At 61.2% G+C, this 14,029-nt stretch carries 13 protein-coding genes; 10 read left to right on the top strand and 3 right to left on the bottom strand.

The genetic code is table 11. The features are described 5' to 3' along the window. The first annotated feature begins 246 nt into the window (after window positions 1-246). The 10 genes from LF252_RS16775 to LF252_RS16820 all read left to right on the top strand — a co-directional run bounded on the left by LF252_RS16775 (window position 247) and on the right by LF252_RS16820 (window position 10,615). Window positions 247-591, top strand: a complete 345-nt coding sequence (locus LF252_RS16775; protein WP_226270736.1) for a hypothetical protein — start codon at window positions 247-249, stop codon at window positions 589-591. Window positions 592-761: 170 nt separating this feature from the next. After that, window positions 762-3,197 (top strand): TonB-dependent receptor, encoded by a 2,436-nt coding sequence (locus tag LF252_RS16780; protein ID WP_226270737.1) that lies wholly within the window; start codon window positions 762-764, stop codon window positions 3,195-3,197. A gap of 62 nt (window positions 3,198-3,259) precedes the next feature. Further along, a complete protein-coding gene (locus LF252_RS16785; RefSeq protein WP_226270738.1) occupies window positions 3,260-3,823 on the top strand; it encodes a hypothetical protein in 564 nt (187 codons plus the stop codon). Window positions 3,824-4,015: 192 nt separating this feature from the next. Next, a complete protein-coding gene (locus tag LF252_RS16790) occupies window positions 4,016-6,472 on the top strand; it encodes a TonB-dependent receptor (RefSeq protein ID WP_226270739.1) in 2,457 nt (818 codons plus the stop codon). A gap of 157 nt (window positions 6,473-6,629) precedes the next feature. Next, complete coding sequence (locus LF252_RS16795) at window positions 6,630-7,568, top strand: cation diffusion facilitator family transporter (RefSeq protein WP_226270740.1); 939 nt, start codon at window positions 6,630-6,632, stop codon at window positions 7,566-7,568. Window positions 7,569-7,574: 6 nt separating this feature from the next. Continuing rightward, a complete protein-coding gene (locus tag LF252_RS16800) occupies window positions 7,575-7,883 on the top strand; it encodes a hypothetical protein (RefSeq protein WP_226270741.1) in 309 nt (102 codons plus the stop codon). 55 nt (window positions 7,884-7,938) lie between these two features. Further along, window positions 7,939-9,210 carry an MFS transporter gene (locus LF252_RS16805; protein ID WP_226270742.1) on the top strand — a complete coding sequence of 424 codons (1,272 nt, stop codon included), beginning with the start codon at window positions 7,939-7,941 and terminating at the stop codon, window positions 9,208-9,210. A gap of 68 nt (window positions 9,211-9,278) precedes the next feature. Continuing rightward, window positions 9,279-9,656: a hypothetical protein gene (locus LF252_RS16810; RefSeq protein ID WP_226270743.1), complete on the top strand. Its 378-nt coding sequence runs from the start codon at window positions 9,279-9,281 to the stop codon at window positions 9,654-9,656. Window positions 9,657-9,746: 90 nt separating this feature from the next. Then, window positions 9,747-10,196, top strand: a complete 450-nt coding sequence (locus tag LF252_RS16815) for a DUF6526 family protein (RefSeq protein WP_226270744.1) — start codon at window positions 9,747-9,749, stop codon at window positions 10,194-10,196. 116 nt (window positions 10,197-10,312) lie between these two features. Beyond that, a complete protein-coding gene (locus LF252_RS16820) occupies window positions 10,313-10,615 on the top strand; it encodes a DUF4286 family protein (RefSeq protein WP_226270745.1) in 303 nt (100 codons plus the stop codon). Between the two features lie 131 nt (window positions 10,616-10,746). Here the strand turns inward: LF252_RS16820 and LF252_RS16825 are convergent, their stop codons facing one another. From LF252_RS16825 to LF252_RS16835, 3 genes are all read right to left on the bottom strand, one after another. Further along, complete coding sequence (locus LF252_RS16825) at window positions 10,747-11,247, bottom strand: GNAT family N-acetyltransferase (protein WP_226270746.1); 501 nt, start codon at window positions 11,245-11,247, stop codon at window positions 10,747-10,749. A gap of 156 nt (window positions 11,248-11,403) precedes the next feature. Beyond that, window positions 11,404-11,634 (bottom strand): hypothetical protein, encoded by a 231-nt coding sequence (locus LF252_RS16830; protein WP_226270747.1) that lies wholly within the window; start codon window positions 11,632-11,634, stop codon window positions 11,404-11,406. A gap of 140 nt (window positions 11,635-11,774) precedes the next feature. After that, window positions 11,775-13,952 (bottom strand): prolyl oligopeptidase family serine peptidase, encoded by a 2,178-nt coding sequence (locus LF252_RS16835; RefSeq protein ID WP_226270748.1) that lies wholly within the window; start codon window positions 13,950-13,952, stop codon window positions 11,775-11,777. Between the last annotated feature and the right edge of the window lie 77 nt (window positions 13,953-14,029).

The following is a 14,029-nucleotide window of genomic DNA, read 5'->3' on the forward strand; positions in this document are numbered from 1 at the left end:
TGGCTTCCTGCGGACTGCTGGGCCGAAACCGGCCGCAACACCTGCGCCAATTGACGCAGCAACTGAACCGTCAGCTTCTTCATGACACCTCACACATTTGTTGACGGCACAAAGATCCGGGCAGGGTGTTGCCTGAACATTGCCAGAGGATTACGCTTGCGTAAAGCCCGAATTTTTTTCTAGCGCAGGCAAATTGTACTCTCGCGTTTCCGATTACCTTTGCCCTTGTTCGACACATTGTTGCAAATGCGTACCCTTCGTTCCCGGCTGGCTCTTGTGCTGCTCCTGTGCTTTGTGCGGGTGCTGCTGCCGGACACGTGGGTACTGGCCCTGCACCGGCACGCCCACACCACCGAGGAGCCCACACAGGCCACCGGCTGGCCCAAGGGCAAGGCCCTGCTTTCGGCCAAGCACCAGCACTGCGACGCGGACCAGTTTTTTAAATCGGCGTTTGAGCCGGCCCCGGAGTTACCGACGGTAGCGGCCGAAGCGCCCGTTTTTGCCCAAGCCGTTGACGGTAGCGTGCCCGCCGCTTGGCACTGTCTACCCCGGCCCACAGCCGACCTGCGCGGCCCGCCGGCCCGCGGCTAACCGCGCATAACCAGTAAGGCCCCGTAGCAGGCTGCCCTTCTAAATACAGGGGGCGCCTGCTTGTGAAGTTGATACCGTGACGTAGTTGCCGCCGGAGCGTTGCCCTGCTCCGGGCCGGCCGTTGGCCCCTGGTTGGTTTAGCCGTTTCCGGGCAATTCCTTGTTTTTCGTATGTTTTTTCATGCTCTGGGCTGCGCCCGGAGCCGCTTGGCCAGCCTAGCGCTGGTGGCAGTGCTGCTTGGCGCGCTGCCCCGGCTGCTATGGGCGCAGGCTGCGGCTCCCGGTTGCGCCCTGCTGCTGAGCGGCCGCGTGCAGGACCATGAGTCGCGCACGGCGCTGGCGGGGGCGACGGTGGTGGTGCTGGAAACCCGGCAGGCCACCCAAACCGAACCCGACGGCCACTACCACCTGGACAACCTCTGCCCCGGCACCTACCACGTGCAGGTGAGCTTCGTGGGCTTTGCCCCGGAGGTGACCGAGTTGCGCCTGACCGCCGCCGCCTACCGCGACTTCCGCCTCCACCCCGACGCCGTGGCCCTGAAAGGGGCCGTGGTGAGCGGGCAGCGCGTGGCCGCCCCCGTAACCCAGGCCGCTACTACTCTCACCGAACAGGACCTGCAGCAGACCCGGGGCCAGACCCTAGGCGAGGCCCTGCAGAAGGTGAACGGTGTGACGGCCCTGCAAACCGGCCCCAGCATCTTTAAGCCCATGATTCACGGGCTGCACTCCAACCGCGTGACCATTCTCAACAACGGCGTGCGGCAGGAAGGCCAGCAGTGGGGCCAGGAACACGGCCCGGAAATTGACCCATTTCTGGCCTCCCAGCTTACCGTGGTGAAAGGTGCGGCCAGTGTGCGCTACGGTTCCGATGCCATTGGGGGCGTGGTGCTGGTGCAGCCCCGGCCCCTGCGCGACTCGGCAGGTACGGGCGCGGAGCTGAACCTGGTGGGCATGAGCAACAACGGGCTGGGCGCGGCCTCGGGCATGGTGGAGGGTACCCTGCGCCGCCTGCCGGCCCTGAGCTGGCGGGCCCAGGGTACCCTACGTAAAGCCGGCACTATGCGCGCTCCGGGGTATTATCTCAAGAACTCGGGGTTTGAGGAAGCCAACTTTTCGGCCAGCGTGGGCTGGCGCAAGCCCACTTACGGGGCCGAGGTATTCTACAGCCAGTTCAATACCCGCATTGGCATTCTGCCGGCGGCGCACGTAGGCAACCAGCAGGATTTTCTGCTGGCCGTGGCCCGCAACCGGCCGCTGGAAACCACCGGCTTTAGCTACGACATCGAGCGGGCTTACCAGCAGGTGCAGCACCAGGTGCTCAAGTTCACGGGCTTCGTGAAAACCGGCAGCGCGGGCCGCCTAAGTACCACTGTGGCCCAGCAGCTGGACGGGCGCGACGAGTACGACAAGTACCGCCCGCGCAACGACAACCTGGCTGCCCTCAACCGGCCCGAGCTGAGCTACACCAACCGCACTACTACCGCCGAGCTGCTGTGGGAGCATCGGCCCTGGCACGGCTTCACGGGCAGCATGGGGCTGGCGGGCACCTACCAGTTCAACCGCTACGCCGATGGCAGCCGGCAGTTTATCCCGTTCTACACCAACTCAGTAGGCGGTGCGTTCTGGCTGGAACAGTGGCAGCAAGGCAAGTGGCTGCTGGAAGGCGGCCTGCGCCTGGACCGGCGCGATTTGCAAGTGAAGCGCGCCACCCGCACCGGCGGCGTGTTTGGGGTAGAAGAATCCCGCTTTCAGTACACCACGCCGGCCGCCTCGCTGGGGGCCGTGTACGATGCCTCCACGCACCTGGCACTGCGGCTAGCCTCGGGCCTGACGCGCCGCGCCCCCGCCCCCAACGAGCGGTTCAGCGACGGGGTGCACAACGCGCAGTACGAGCTGGGCTACGACCTGGTGCCCGGCAACGGCCCGGCCGTACCAGAAACCGCCCTCAACCTGGGCCTCACCGCCACTTTGCACGACAACCCGCGCCTGAACGGGGAGCTGACCGTGTACCAAACACGCATTCAGAATTTCCTGTACCAGTCGCCCATTTTGCCGCCGGTGGTGAACATCCGGGGGGTACTGGCCAGCTGGCAGTTCCGGCAGACTGATGCCACCCTGCGGGGTTTCGATTTGAGCGGCTCCTACGTGCTGGGGCCGCAGTGGCTGCTGAGCGGTAAGCTGGCCGTGGTGCGCGGCCGGGACACCCGCCAAGATGAGTGGCTGATTTTCATGCCCGCCGACCGGGCCGAGCTGAGTCTGCGCTTTGCCCCCGCCACCCGCGCCGGCCACCGCCTGCAGAACAGCTACGTGCAGGCTTTGGGTACCGGCGTGGTCCACCAGACGCGCGTACCGCGCAACTACGCCGAGCGGGACTACCGCCTTCCCCCGGCCGGCTACGGCCTGCTGGGTCTGGAGGCGGGCACCACCCTGCACTGGGGCCGCCTGCCGCTGGAGCTGAGTGTGGCGGGCTCCAACATGCTCAACCAACGCTACCGAGACTACCTGAACCGGTACCGCTACTTCGCCGACGAAATGGGCCGCAACGTGACGCTGCGCCTGCGGGTGCCGCTGGAATTCGGCCACGCCGCTGCCTCGAAAACTCCTTAACCAACGCCTCCTCCCCTCTCCACCTTTCATCCTTTACCCATCACCCATTACCCCCCGACCTCATGAAAAACCTGCTGTTCCGCTCCGCTTTCCTAGCCGCCCTGGCCGCCGCTCCTCTGCTGAGCAGCTGCTCCGATGACAACGAAACACCCACGCCTGACGACGACAACGAGCAGATTACCACCCTGCGCTATGAGCTGACGCCCACCACCGGCGGCACCACCCTCACGGCCCAGTACCGCGACGTGGACGGTGACGGCGGCGCGGCCCCGGTAATCACCGGCCTCACGCTGGCTCCCAATACCACCTACACCGGCAAGCTGGTGCTGCTGGATGAAACCAAAAACCCGGTAGTGGTAACCTCCGACGAAATCAAGAACGAGGCCGATGAGCACCTGTTCGTGTTTGAGGCCACTGGTACCAATGTCACCATCACCCGCACCGATAAGGATAAGAACAACCTGGAGGTAGGCCTGGAAACCCGCCTGCAAACCGGCGCGGCCAACGCCACCGGCACCACTGGCAACCTCAAAATTACGCTACGCCACCAGCCCGGCACCAAAAACGGCACCGCCACCCCCGGCGACACCGACGTGGAAGTGAACTTCCCGACGGCTGTGAGATAGTGAGTGGGTGATTTCACCCTCGATATCAGGAGGGGCTGGCTGCAAACGGCCTCTCCACCAATTTCTCCCTTTTGGTTGTGGAGATATTCCAGGAAGACACCGGCCATTGGTCGGTGTTTTCTTTCGTTTCGGGCTGCGTGCAGCCCGGCGCCTTCCTTTTCCGTTCATTGCCAGCAAGTAATTTGCGTTTCTATGCCTCGTCCCCTCTTCGCTGCCAGCCTGCTTCTACTGGCAGGGCCCGTATTCGCTCAAACCACCCCGGTTGCTCCAACTCCGGCAGCCCCCGCCCGGCCAGGCCGCGTGGCCGCTTCGCCCGTTACCGGCCGCGTTACTGACGCCGCCACCGGTGAGGCCCTGCCCGGCGCTACCGTGGTGTTCCCCGACCTGAAGCAGGCTACGGCCACCGATGCCGAGGGCAATTTCCGCTTCGCCAACCTGCCGCGTGGGCGGTTTCTGATGCAGGTGCGTTTTGTGGGCTACACTACGCTGGTACGCACCGTGGATACCGGCGCCGGCGCGGCCCTGGAAGCGGCTCTCTCGCCAGCGGCTACGGAAATTGGGCAGGTGGTGGTCACGGGCGTGTCGGCCAGCACGGAGATGCGCCGCTCGCCGGTGCCTACCTCGGTGGTCGACCAGACCCGCCTGCGCCAAACGGCGGCCACCAATGCCGTGGACGCCCTGGCCCACACACCCGGCCTCAACCAGATTACTACCGGCGCGGCCATCAGCAAGCCCATTATCCGGGGGCTGGGGGCCAACCGCGTGATTACCCTCAACAACGGCAGCAAGCAGGAAGGCCAGCAGTGGGGCGACGAGCACGGCATCGAAATCGACGAGTACAGCATCGATAGGGCCGAAATCATCAAAGGCCCCGGCTCCTTATTATATGGCTCCGATGGGCTGGCCGGCGTCATCAACTTTCTGGCTCCCGATCCGGTGGAGGACGGCCGCGTGCTGGGCTCCGTGACGGCCAATTACCAGACCAACAACTACCAGCAGGGCTACTCGGTGTGGAATGCGGGCAACCTCAACGGCTTCAACTGGCAGGTGCGCGGCTCGGGCAAAGTGGCCGCCGACTACCGCAACCAGTATGATGGCCGGGTGTACAACTCGGGCTTCCGCGAGCTGAACGGCAGCGGCTATGTGGGCCTCAACAAAAGCTGGGGCTACTCCCACCTCACCGTCAGCTCCTTCGACCAGATTCTGGGGCTGATTGAGGGTGAGCGGGACAGTACTTCGGGCCGGTTTCTGCGGGTGAATGGCCTGGGTGAAGAGCAGGTGGTAACCGGCAGCGGCTTCTCGGGCTACGGCCTCGATGTGCCCCGCCAGCAAATCAACCACCTGCGCATCGGCACCGACAATAACTTCATTCTGGGCCAGCACCGCGTGACCCTGAATGTGGGCTGGCAGCAGAACCTCCGCCGGGAGTTTGGCAACCCCGAGGACTACTACGAGAAGTCGTTGTTTTTCCAGCTGCGCACCGTGGATTACGCCCTGCGCTGGTTTCTGCCCGAGTTAAAGGGCTGGAACACCACCGTGGGCACCAGCGGTATGTGGCAGCAGAACCGCAACAAGGGCGTGGAATTTCTGATTCCGGCCTATCAGCTCTGGGACGGGGGCCTGTTCGGCGTCACGCGCCGGAGCTTCGGCAAGCTCGACGTGAGCGGGGGCCTGCGCTACGACGTGCGCCGCATTACGGCCGATGCCCTGTACCTGGGCCCCAACGAGCAGCCGGTGCCCGGTGGGCAGGGCGAGGAGAAGTTTCCGGGCTTCCAGAGCACCTTCCGCAACGTGAGCGGCAGCGTGGGCGGGGCCTACAGTCTCAGCGACAAATGGCTGCTGAAGGCTAACGCCTCCCGCGGCTTCCGGGCCCCCAACATTGCCGAGCTGGGCTCCAACGGCAAGCATGAGGGCACCGTGCGCTACGAAATCGGGGAGCCGGACCTCAGGGCCGAAACCAGCTTCCAGCTGGACGGGGGCCTGAGCTTCACCTCCGACCACGTGAGTCTATCGGCCGACGTGTTCCGCAACCGCATCAGCAACTACATCTTCCCCCGCGCCCTCACCACGCCCACCGGCCAGGATTCGGTTTCCACCGAAGGTGACCGGGTATTCCGCTACGGGCAGGGCGATGCCCGCCTGGCTGGGGGCGAGGTAAGCCTGGACCTGCACCCTCACCCGCTAGACTGGCTGCACTTTGAAAACTCGTTTTCGATGGTGCGGGCCGTGCAGCTGAACCAGCCCGCCGGGCAGCGCAATTTACCTTTTACCCCGGCCGATAGGCTGCAGTCGGAGCTACGGGTGAACTTCAAGAAATGGGGTAATTCGCGGCTGCGTAACCTGTATGCCCGGGGCACGGTGGAGCGCAACTTCCGCCAGAACCGCATCTTCTCAGCCTTTGATACTGAAACTCGCACGCCCGGCTACACCCTCTTCAACGCCGGCGTGGGCACTGATGTGGTTTCGGCCAAGGACCGCACGCTGTTTTCGGTGTACCTGGCGGCCAACAACCTGTTCGATGTTGCGTATCAAAACCACCTCAGCCGCCTGAAGTACACGGCTATCAACTACACCACCGGCCGGCAAGGCGTATTCAACATGGGCCGCACGGTGAGCGTGAAGCTGGTGGTACCGTTGTCGTTTAAATAATTTCCCCGCAGTGTAGCGCAGTAGCAGGCGCAGTGTTTCGCGGTGTCGTTCTGATGCCAGCACACTGCGAGACACTGCGCCAGCACACTGCGAGACACTGCGCCAGCACACTGCGAGACACTGCGCCTGCCACTGCGCTACACTGCGAAAAACCAATATGCCTCACGACCACGCCGGACACGACCACGCCCATCATCACCACGGCCCACCCGCCGATGGCAACTTCGGCCGGGCGTTTGGCTGGGGCATTGCCCTGAACCTACTGTTTGTAGCGGGCGAAGCTGCGGGAGGCCTGTGGGCCAACTCCTCAGCGTTGCTCTCCGATGCCGGCCATAACCTCTCCGACGTGCTGAGCCTAGCCCTGGCCTGGGGTGCTACCCTACTGGCCAAGCGCCGCGCCTCTGAGCAATACACCTACGGCTACCGGGGCGCTACCATTCAGGCGGCGTTGCTGAACGCGGTGCTGCTGTACCTGGCGCTGGGCTTTATTCTGTGGGATACCATCGACCACCTGCGCCACCCGGCCCCGGTAAACGGGCCGGTGGTGATGGGACTGGCGGGCCTGGGCATCCTCATCAACGGCTTTACGGCCTGGCTGTTCCGGAGTGGGCAGAAGGGCGACGTGAACGTGCGCGGGGCCTACCTGCACATGCTGACGGATATGCTGGTTTCGGTGGGCGTAGTGGTGGGCGGGGCGCTAGTGTACTTCACCGGCTGGCTCTGGCTCGACCCGGCCATCAGCTTCGTTATTCTGGCCGTGGTGGGTTACAGTTCTTGGGGGATGCTGCGTGAAACCGTGCGGCTGGGCCTGCAGGCGGCTCCGGCCGGCATTGAGGTAGCGGCCGTGCGCCGCTGGCTGCTGGCCCGCCCCGGCGTTACTGGCCTGCACGACCTGCACATCTGGCCCCTCAGCACCACCGATACTGCCCTGACGGCCCACCTCGTGCGCCCCGGCGGCGAAAACGGCAACCTCTTCCTGCGCGACCTGCAGCACGACCTGCAACACGAGTTCAACATCAGCCACTGCACCATTCAGCTTGAAGATTCCTTCCCCCTGATGGGTACCCACGGCTGCTGCGACGAACAAGTGGCGTAACCTGCTGTGGAGAGGGAGTTCAAACGTATTCTAGTTGATGAAAGCATCCAGTTAACCGGAGTGCTGGAAGGCTACGCCCCAGTACAAGCAGAAGGCACCGTTGCGGGCCGTCCTTTTTACTTTCATGCCCGCTGGAACGAATGGATGTTTTCTATAACCGAGACTGAAGAGGTAGATGCAGTAGACATGCAGCTGCTAATTCATCCTGAACCCTATGGCTTTACGAGAGCTGGCCATACTGGTAATGCCTACGAAGCAAGTTGGATGCCCCTTGACGATGCCGAAAGCATCATTAAACAGTGCAGCAAGGAGTAATTAGAATTGAAGAGCAAGTAAATCTTCGTAATCTGCGGGCCTCAAATTCCCCCGCATGAACTCCGGTATAACTCCCTCTTCTCCGGCCCGCACTACCGGGCTCTTCTCCGCCATTGTGGTGGTGGCCGCCTTAGGCTACTTCGTGGATATCTACGATTTGATTCTGTTCAGCATTGTGCGCGTGCAAAGCCTCAACGAGTTGGGCATTACGGCCGCCGATGCCGTTACCAACCAAGGCCTTTACCTCATCAACATGCAGATGGGCGGCATGCTGCTCGGTGGGATTCTGTGGGGCATTCTGGGGGACAAGCGCGGGCGGCTGTCGGTGCTATTCGGCTCCATCCTAATTTACTCGCTGGCCAACATTGCCAACGGCTTCGTGCAAACCATTGAGCAGTATGCTTGGCTGCGGTTGATTGCCGGCATTGGCTTAGCCGGAGAGCTAGGCGCGGGCATTACGCTGGTGTCTGAAACTTTGCCCAAGGAAAAGCGTGGCTACGGCACCATGATTGTGGCCACCGTGGGCGTATCGGGGGCCATGCTGGCCTACTGGGTGGGCGACAAATTTGGCTGGCGCAATGCCTACTTCGTGGGCGGCGGGCTCGGTCTGGCGCTGCTGGCGTTGCGGGTAGGCGTGTATGAGTCGGGTATGTTTGAACAAACCAAAAAGAGTGAGGTGGAGCGTGGCAACTTCTTCGCCCTGTTCACCAACGGGCCGCGCCTGGCCCGTTACCTCAAGTGTCTGCTTATTGGCGTGCCACTGTGGTTTGTAGTGGGCATCCTGATTACGCTGGCGCCCGAGTTCGGAACAGCCCTGGGCGTTACTGGCAAGGTTACGGCTGGCCTGGGCGTATTCTGGTGCTATTTCGGGCTGGTATTTGGTGATTTTGCCAGCGGCACGCTGAGCCAGCTGCTGCGCAGCCGCAACCGGGCCCTGCAGATTTTCTTGGTGTTTTGTGGGGTGATGGTGGCCGTGTACCTGTTCGGTATTCAGGGCGCTTCGCCCACCGTTTTCTACACCGTGTGCTTTATATTGGGTATATCGGTGGGCTTCTGGGCGTTGTTTGTGACGGTGGCGGCCGAGCAGTTTGGTACCAACCTGCGGGCCACGGTGGCTACCACGGCCCCCAACTTTGCCAGGGGCTCAGTGGTGCTGCTGGTGCCCATCTTCCAGTACCTGGCCGCAGCTCTGGGCCAGCCCGATGCTCCCAACCGCATCGGGGCCGGCGCGGTGGTGGGCGGCGTATCTTTGCTGATTGCTTTCTGGGCCGTAAGCACCTTACCCGAAAGCTTCGGCAAAGACCTTGATTACGTGGAAGTTTCCTAACCATCACCAACCGCCACTGTTCAGCTACGTACTAGGGGTGACTTTCTGAATGAAAGTCACCCCTACGTATGAAAAAGCTACTTGCTGTAACCGCCGGAGCCCTCTTGCTTCTGGGTGCCACCCAGGCCCAGGCTCAAACCGCCGACACTACTCAGGCCCGCTTGCAGATGCAACAGCAACGCGCTGCCGAAGCCAAGGCCACCCTGGAAGCCCGCCGCCAGGAATCGGCTACCAGCCGCAGCAGCGTCGACCAGACCAAAGCGCAGATCCGCGACCAGCAGAACGCCATGCGTGAGCAGAAGCGGCAGATGAAAGAGCAGAAAATTGAGCTGAAACGCCAACAGGATGCCGCCAAGGAAGCCCGCCGCCAGGAATCAGCTGCCAAGCAGGCCGCCCGCGACGAAAAACGCAAAACCCGGGAAGCCAAAAAGGCGACTCGTATGTAGCGTTTAGGCTATCCAAACCGCCAAAAACTCCGGCCACTGGTCGGAGTTTTTTCGTACTCCCCTATCTGTATTCACCCTTACGCTCCCCTTATGGCCACTCAGCCTACCAAAAACACTCCCATGTACTATCCCTGGCACCACTTTGTGCTGGTGCCCGCCGCCCTTGTCCTGGCCATTTATGCCATCCGCCGCTACATTGGCGTGGCCGGCAACGATGATGAGATTTCCCGGCTGTGGTTTACAGTGATGCTCCTGGCGGTAGTGGGCCTAGGCGCACTTATCATGATGCGCCAGCACTACGCCCTCACGCTACAAGACCGTCTGGTTCGGTTGGAGGTGCGGCAGCGCTACTTTGAAGTAACCGGCCAGAGCTTCCGCCCCCTCGAGGCCCAACTCCAACTCAGCCAGATTCTGGCCCTGCGCTTTGCCGGCGACGAAGGACTTCCCGCGCTGGTGCAGGCTGCCATTCGCGAAAATCTTTCTTCCAAAGACATTCAGGCCCGTATTCAGCAGTTTCAGTTCGATACCATGCGGGTATGAGGCTGAGCCGAAAGTCGGGTGGCTGCGGCCGTTAAATTTTTTGCCCGACTTTTGTGTTCTCCCATTCTGCGTCCCGCAGACCCTACTTTACCCTGAACGGCTTCGGCTTTCCACTCATGATTCTATACAACGTCACTACCAGCCTCGACCCGGAAATTGAAGACCAGTGGGTGAGCTTCATGCGCGACACGCACATTCCGGAGGTTATGGCTACCGGCTTTTTCGTGAGAAGCCAGCTTTGCCGCTTGCTCAATGAAGAAGACGGCGGCATTACCTACGCCGCTCAGTACTACTGCGTCAGCCTCAACCAGCTGGAGGAGTACCAGGAAGTAGCCGCCCCCGCCCTGCGCGCCGAGGTAGAAAAGCATTTTGCCGGCCGTTACGCCTCCTTCCGCACCATGCTGGAAGTGGTAGCGTAACCACCTTGCAAGCACCACAGCAAAAAGGCCACCTGTACGGGTGGCCTTTTTATTTTCAATCAGTTCCAGATTCGTACTACCGTCATTCCGAGCGTAATCGAGGAATGACGGTCTATTGACTCTGTATACCATTAAGCCTGCACGGCGGCTTCCACGGCAGGGTCGCAGGTGTAGGCGTGCAGTTGCTCGGCGGAGAGGTTGCCGTTGTGCCACTCGGGGTCGAGGTTGGCACCGATGCGCTTGTAGAAGCCAATGGCGGGCTCGTTCCACTCCAGTACCTGCCATTTCAGACGCTTGGCTCCAGTGCGGCGGGCCTCGGCCACCACGGCATCAAACAGGCGCTTGCCCAGGCCGGTACCGCGCAGGCTTTCCGTTACCACCAGGTCCTCCAGGTACAGCATGCGGCCTTTCCAGGTAGAGTAGGCCGTGTAGTATAAGGCAATGCCTACAATAGTACCATCGGGTTGCTCGGCTACGAAGAAGCCGAAAATCGGCTCGGGGCCGAACCCGTCACGCTGCATGTCGGCCAGGGTGTTGGTGACTTCCTGCGGCGCTTTCTCGTATTCGGCCAGCTCCTGAATCAGGCCCAGCACCTGCGGTAAATCGGCCTCCCGGCCCCGACGAATGTTCATACCAGTAAGGGTAGTGAGTAGTGAGTAGTGAGTAGTGAGTAGTGAGTAGTGAAGGTACGGTAGCCTACTCTCGCAGAACTCGTTTCGCAGGAAAGAAAAATGAGCAACAACCCTGGGGCCGTTGCTCATTCCTGCTATATGCATTGCGCGAGGCAATTACATCACCGGCTGCATCTTTTTGATGTCTTCGGTGGCGTTTACAGCATTGATTTCGCGGGTAGCGGGATTCTCGGGAGCTTTTTTGCCGCCGGTCGTGTCCGGAGCGGCCGGAATTTCGGGCAGCGGCTGGGCCGTAATATCCTCATCCGAACGTACGTCGGGGTTCTTGCACGAAGTAGCCGACAGCATAGAAACGGCCAGCAGACCGAAAAGGAGCAGTTTTTTCATATCAGAAAGCAAAAAGCCAGAGTCAAGTACGGGAGTTGCGGCCGCGAAGATACGGCAAATCAGTTTCTAGTTTCTGGTTTCTGGTTGCTAGTTGTTGGTCTACTTTGACAACCAGAAACTAGAAACCAAAAACTAGAGACTTACTTTCCGTACGGGTTTACGCCCATGTTGTAGAAGGCGAAGGACCAGATATCGGCCCACTCCTCAATTTGGAGCTTGGTGCTTTTGCCTGCGCCGTGGCCCGCGTTTACATCCACCCGAATGAGCTGGGGCTTGGGGCCGTTGTTGGCTTCCTGCAGGGCGGCGGCAAACTTGAAAGAGTGCGCCGGCACCACCCGGTCGTCGTGGTCGGCGGTGGTAATCATGGTGGAGGGGTACGCGGCCGGCTTTAGGTTGTGCAGGGGCGAGAAGCGGTACAGGTTCTGGAACTGCGCGTAGTTGTCACTGGTGCCGTACTCGGGTGCCCAGTTCCAGCCGATGGTGAACTTCTGGTAGCGCAACATGTCCATCACGCCCACGGCTGGGAATACCACCCCGCACAGGTCGGGGCGCTGGGTCATGGTAGCGCCCACCAGCAGGCCGCCGTTGGAGCCACCGGCCATGGCCAGCTTTTCAGTGCTGGTGTAGCCCTGCACCTTCAGGTACTCAGCGGCAGCAATAAAGTCGTCGAACACATTCTGCTTGTTGGGCGTCATGCCGGCCTGGTGCCACTTCTCACCGTACTCGCCCCCGCCCCGCAGGTTGGGAATGGCCAGCACGCCGCCGTTTTCCAGCCACAACATGCGCGCCACCGAAAAACCGGGCGTGAGTGAGATGTTAAAGCCCCCGTAGGCATAGAGGTACGTCGGGTTCTGCCCATCCAGCTTCAGGCCTTTTTTATGGGTAATGAACATGGGCACCTTGGTGCCGTCCTTGCTCTTGTAGAACACCTGCGTGGTCACGTAATCAGCCGGCTTCACATCCACGCTCGGGGCCCGGAATACGGTGCTGGTATTCGAGGCGAGGTCGTACTTGTAAATAGTAGTCGGGTACGTGAATGAGGTGAAGGCGTAGTATAGCTCCTTGGAATCCCGCTTGCCCCCGAAGCCCGAGGCCGTGCCGATGGCTGGCAGGGCCACATCGTGCTTGAACTGGCCTTTCTCGGTGTACACTTTGATCAGGCTGCTGGCATCCTTCAGGTAGGAGGCCACCAGGTAGCCGCCCACGTGGTCCACGCCCTCCAGCTTCTGCTCGGTTTCGGGCAGCACCTCTTTCCAGTTAGCCTCCTGGGGCTTCTTGGGGTCGATGAGCACTACGCGGTAGTTGGGCGCTTTGTAGTTGGTTTGCACCAGCAGCATTCCACCCACGTTGCCCACCACGGAGTTGTTATCCTCGTAACTGTTGATAATAGGCGTGAAGCTGTTGGCTTGCTTGGGGTCGGTCAGGTCGCGCACCAGCAGGCGGTTGCCGTCGGCTTTGCCATCGGTGAGGTAGAGCACCAGAAACCGCTCATCCTCAGTGGTGCCCACGGTGCGGAAGCCCAGCGCCATTTTGGGGTCCTCGTACACCAGCTTGTCCTGGCTCTGGGGCTTGCCCAGCTGGTGGTAGTACACCTTATGGTACTCGTTTTTGCCGGAAAGCTGGTTTTGGCCGGCCTTAGGCGCGTCGTAGCGGCTGTAGAAGAAGCCATCCTTGTACCAGGCCGCGCCCGACACTTTTACCCACTGCAGGTCATCGGTGAGGGGCTGACGGGTTTTCAGGTCCAGCACTTTCAGCTGCTGCCAGTCGGAGCCGCCGCCACTGGTGGCATAGGCCATGTACCGGTGGTCGTTAGAGAAGTACGTGCCGGCCAACGCCGTCGTACCATCGGCCGAGAACTTATTGGGGTCGAGCAGAATATCGGGCTGGCCCTCTTGCCCATTCTGCTGGGTGTAGAGCACCGCCTGATTCTGCAGTCCGTCATTCTTGCTGAAATACAGCTGATTGCCTTCCTGCTGCGGAATACCAAACCGTTCGTAGTTCCACATCTTGGTGAGCCGCTCCCGGATTCGGTCCCGGAACGGAATCTGCTGCAGGTAGCCGAAAGTAACCTTGTTTTCGGCCGTTACCCAGGCTTTGGTGTCGGGCGAGTCCAGGTCTTCGAGCCAGCGGTAGGGGTCGGCCACTACGGTGCCGAAGTAGTCGTCCTTCTGGTCGGATTTTTTGGTTTGGGGGTATTGCACGGAAGCGGGAGTAGAGGTAGAAACGGCCGTGGTGGCCGTGGCCGGTGCCTGCGACTGGGTAGAGCGGCACGAGGCCAGCGCCGCCAGGGCTATTACGGGCAGAATAACTTTTTGCATGGGCTGGGAATAGCGGGAGAAGCGCCGAAGATAGTTGACACTCACCGCAGATTGGCCCTTCTGTCTGATTCTTTCAC

Source organism: Hymenobacter pini, assembly GCF_020421205.1.
Taxonomy (GTDB): Bacteria; Bacteroidota; Bacteroidia; order Cytophagales; family Hymenobacteraceae; genus Hymenobacter; species Hymenobacter pini.

What these genes read in the sequence shown, in the direction of transcription:
- LF252_RS16795 (WP_226270740.1), top strand. Translation starts at nt 6,630, where the DNA reads ATGCCTCACGACCACGCCGGACACGACCACGCCCATCATCACCACGGC.
- LF252_RS16820 (WP_226270745.1), top strand. Translation starts at nt 10,313, where the DNA reads ATGATTCTATACAACGTCACTACCAGCCTCGACCCGGAAATTGAAGAC.
- LF252_RS16785 (WP_226270738.1), top strand. Translation starts at nt 3,260, where the DNA reads ATGAAAAACCTGCTGTTCCGCTCCGCTTTCCTAGCCGCCCTGGCCGCC.
- LF252_RS16780 (WP_226270737.1), top strand. Translation starts at nt 762, where the DNA reads ATGTTTTTTCATGCTCTGGGCTGCGCCCGGAGCCGCTTGGCCAGCCTA.
- LF252_RS16805 (WP_226270742.1), top strand. Translation starts at nt 7,939, where the DNA reads ATGAACTCCGGTATAACTCCCTCTTCTCCGGCCCGCACTACCGGGCTC.
- LF252_RS16790 (WP_226270739.1), top strand. Translation starts at nt 4,016, where the DNA reads ATGCCTCGTCCCCTCTTCGCTGCCAGCCTGCTTCTACTGGCAGGGCCC.
- LF252_RS16830 (WP_226270747.1), bottom strand. Translation starts at nt 11,634, where the DNA reads ATGAAAAAACTGCTCCTTTTCGGTCTGCTGGCCGTTTCTATGCTGTCG.
- LF252_RS16775 (WP_226270736.1), top strand. Translation starts at nt 247, where the DNA reads ATGCGTACCCTTCGTTCCCGGCTGGCTCTTGTGCTGCTCCTGTGCTTT.
- LF252_RS16835 (WP_226270748.1), bottom strand. Translation starts at nt 13,952, where the DNA reads ATGCAAAAAGTTATTCTGCCCGTAATAGCCCTGGCGGCGCTGGCCTCG.
- LF252_RS16810 (WP_226270743.1), top strand. Translation starts at nt 9,279, where the DNA reads ATGAAAAAGCTACTTGCTGTAACCGCCGGAGCCCTCTTGCTTCTGGGT.
- LF252_RS16815 (WP_226270744.1), top strand. Translation starts at nt 9,747, where the DNA reads ATGGCCACTCAGCCTACCAAAAACACTCCCATGTACTATCCCTGGCAC.
- LF252_RS16825 (WP_226270746.1), bottom strand. Translation starts at nt 11,247, where the DNA reads ATGAACATTCGTCGGGGCCGGGAGGCCGATTTACCGCAGGTGCTGGGC.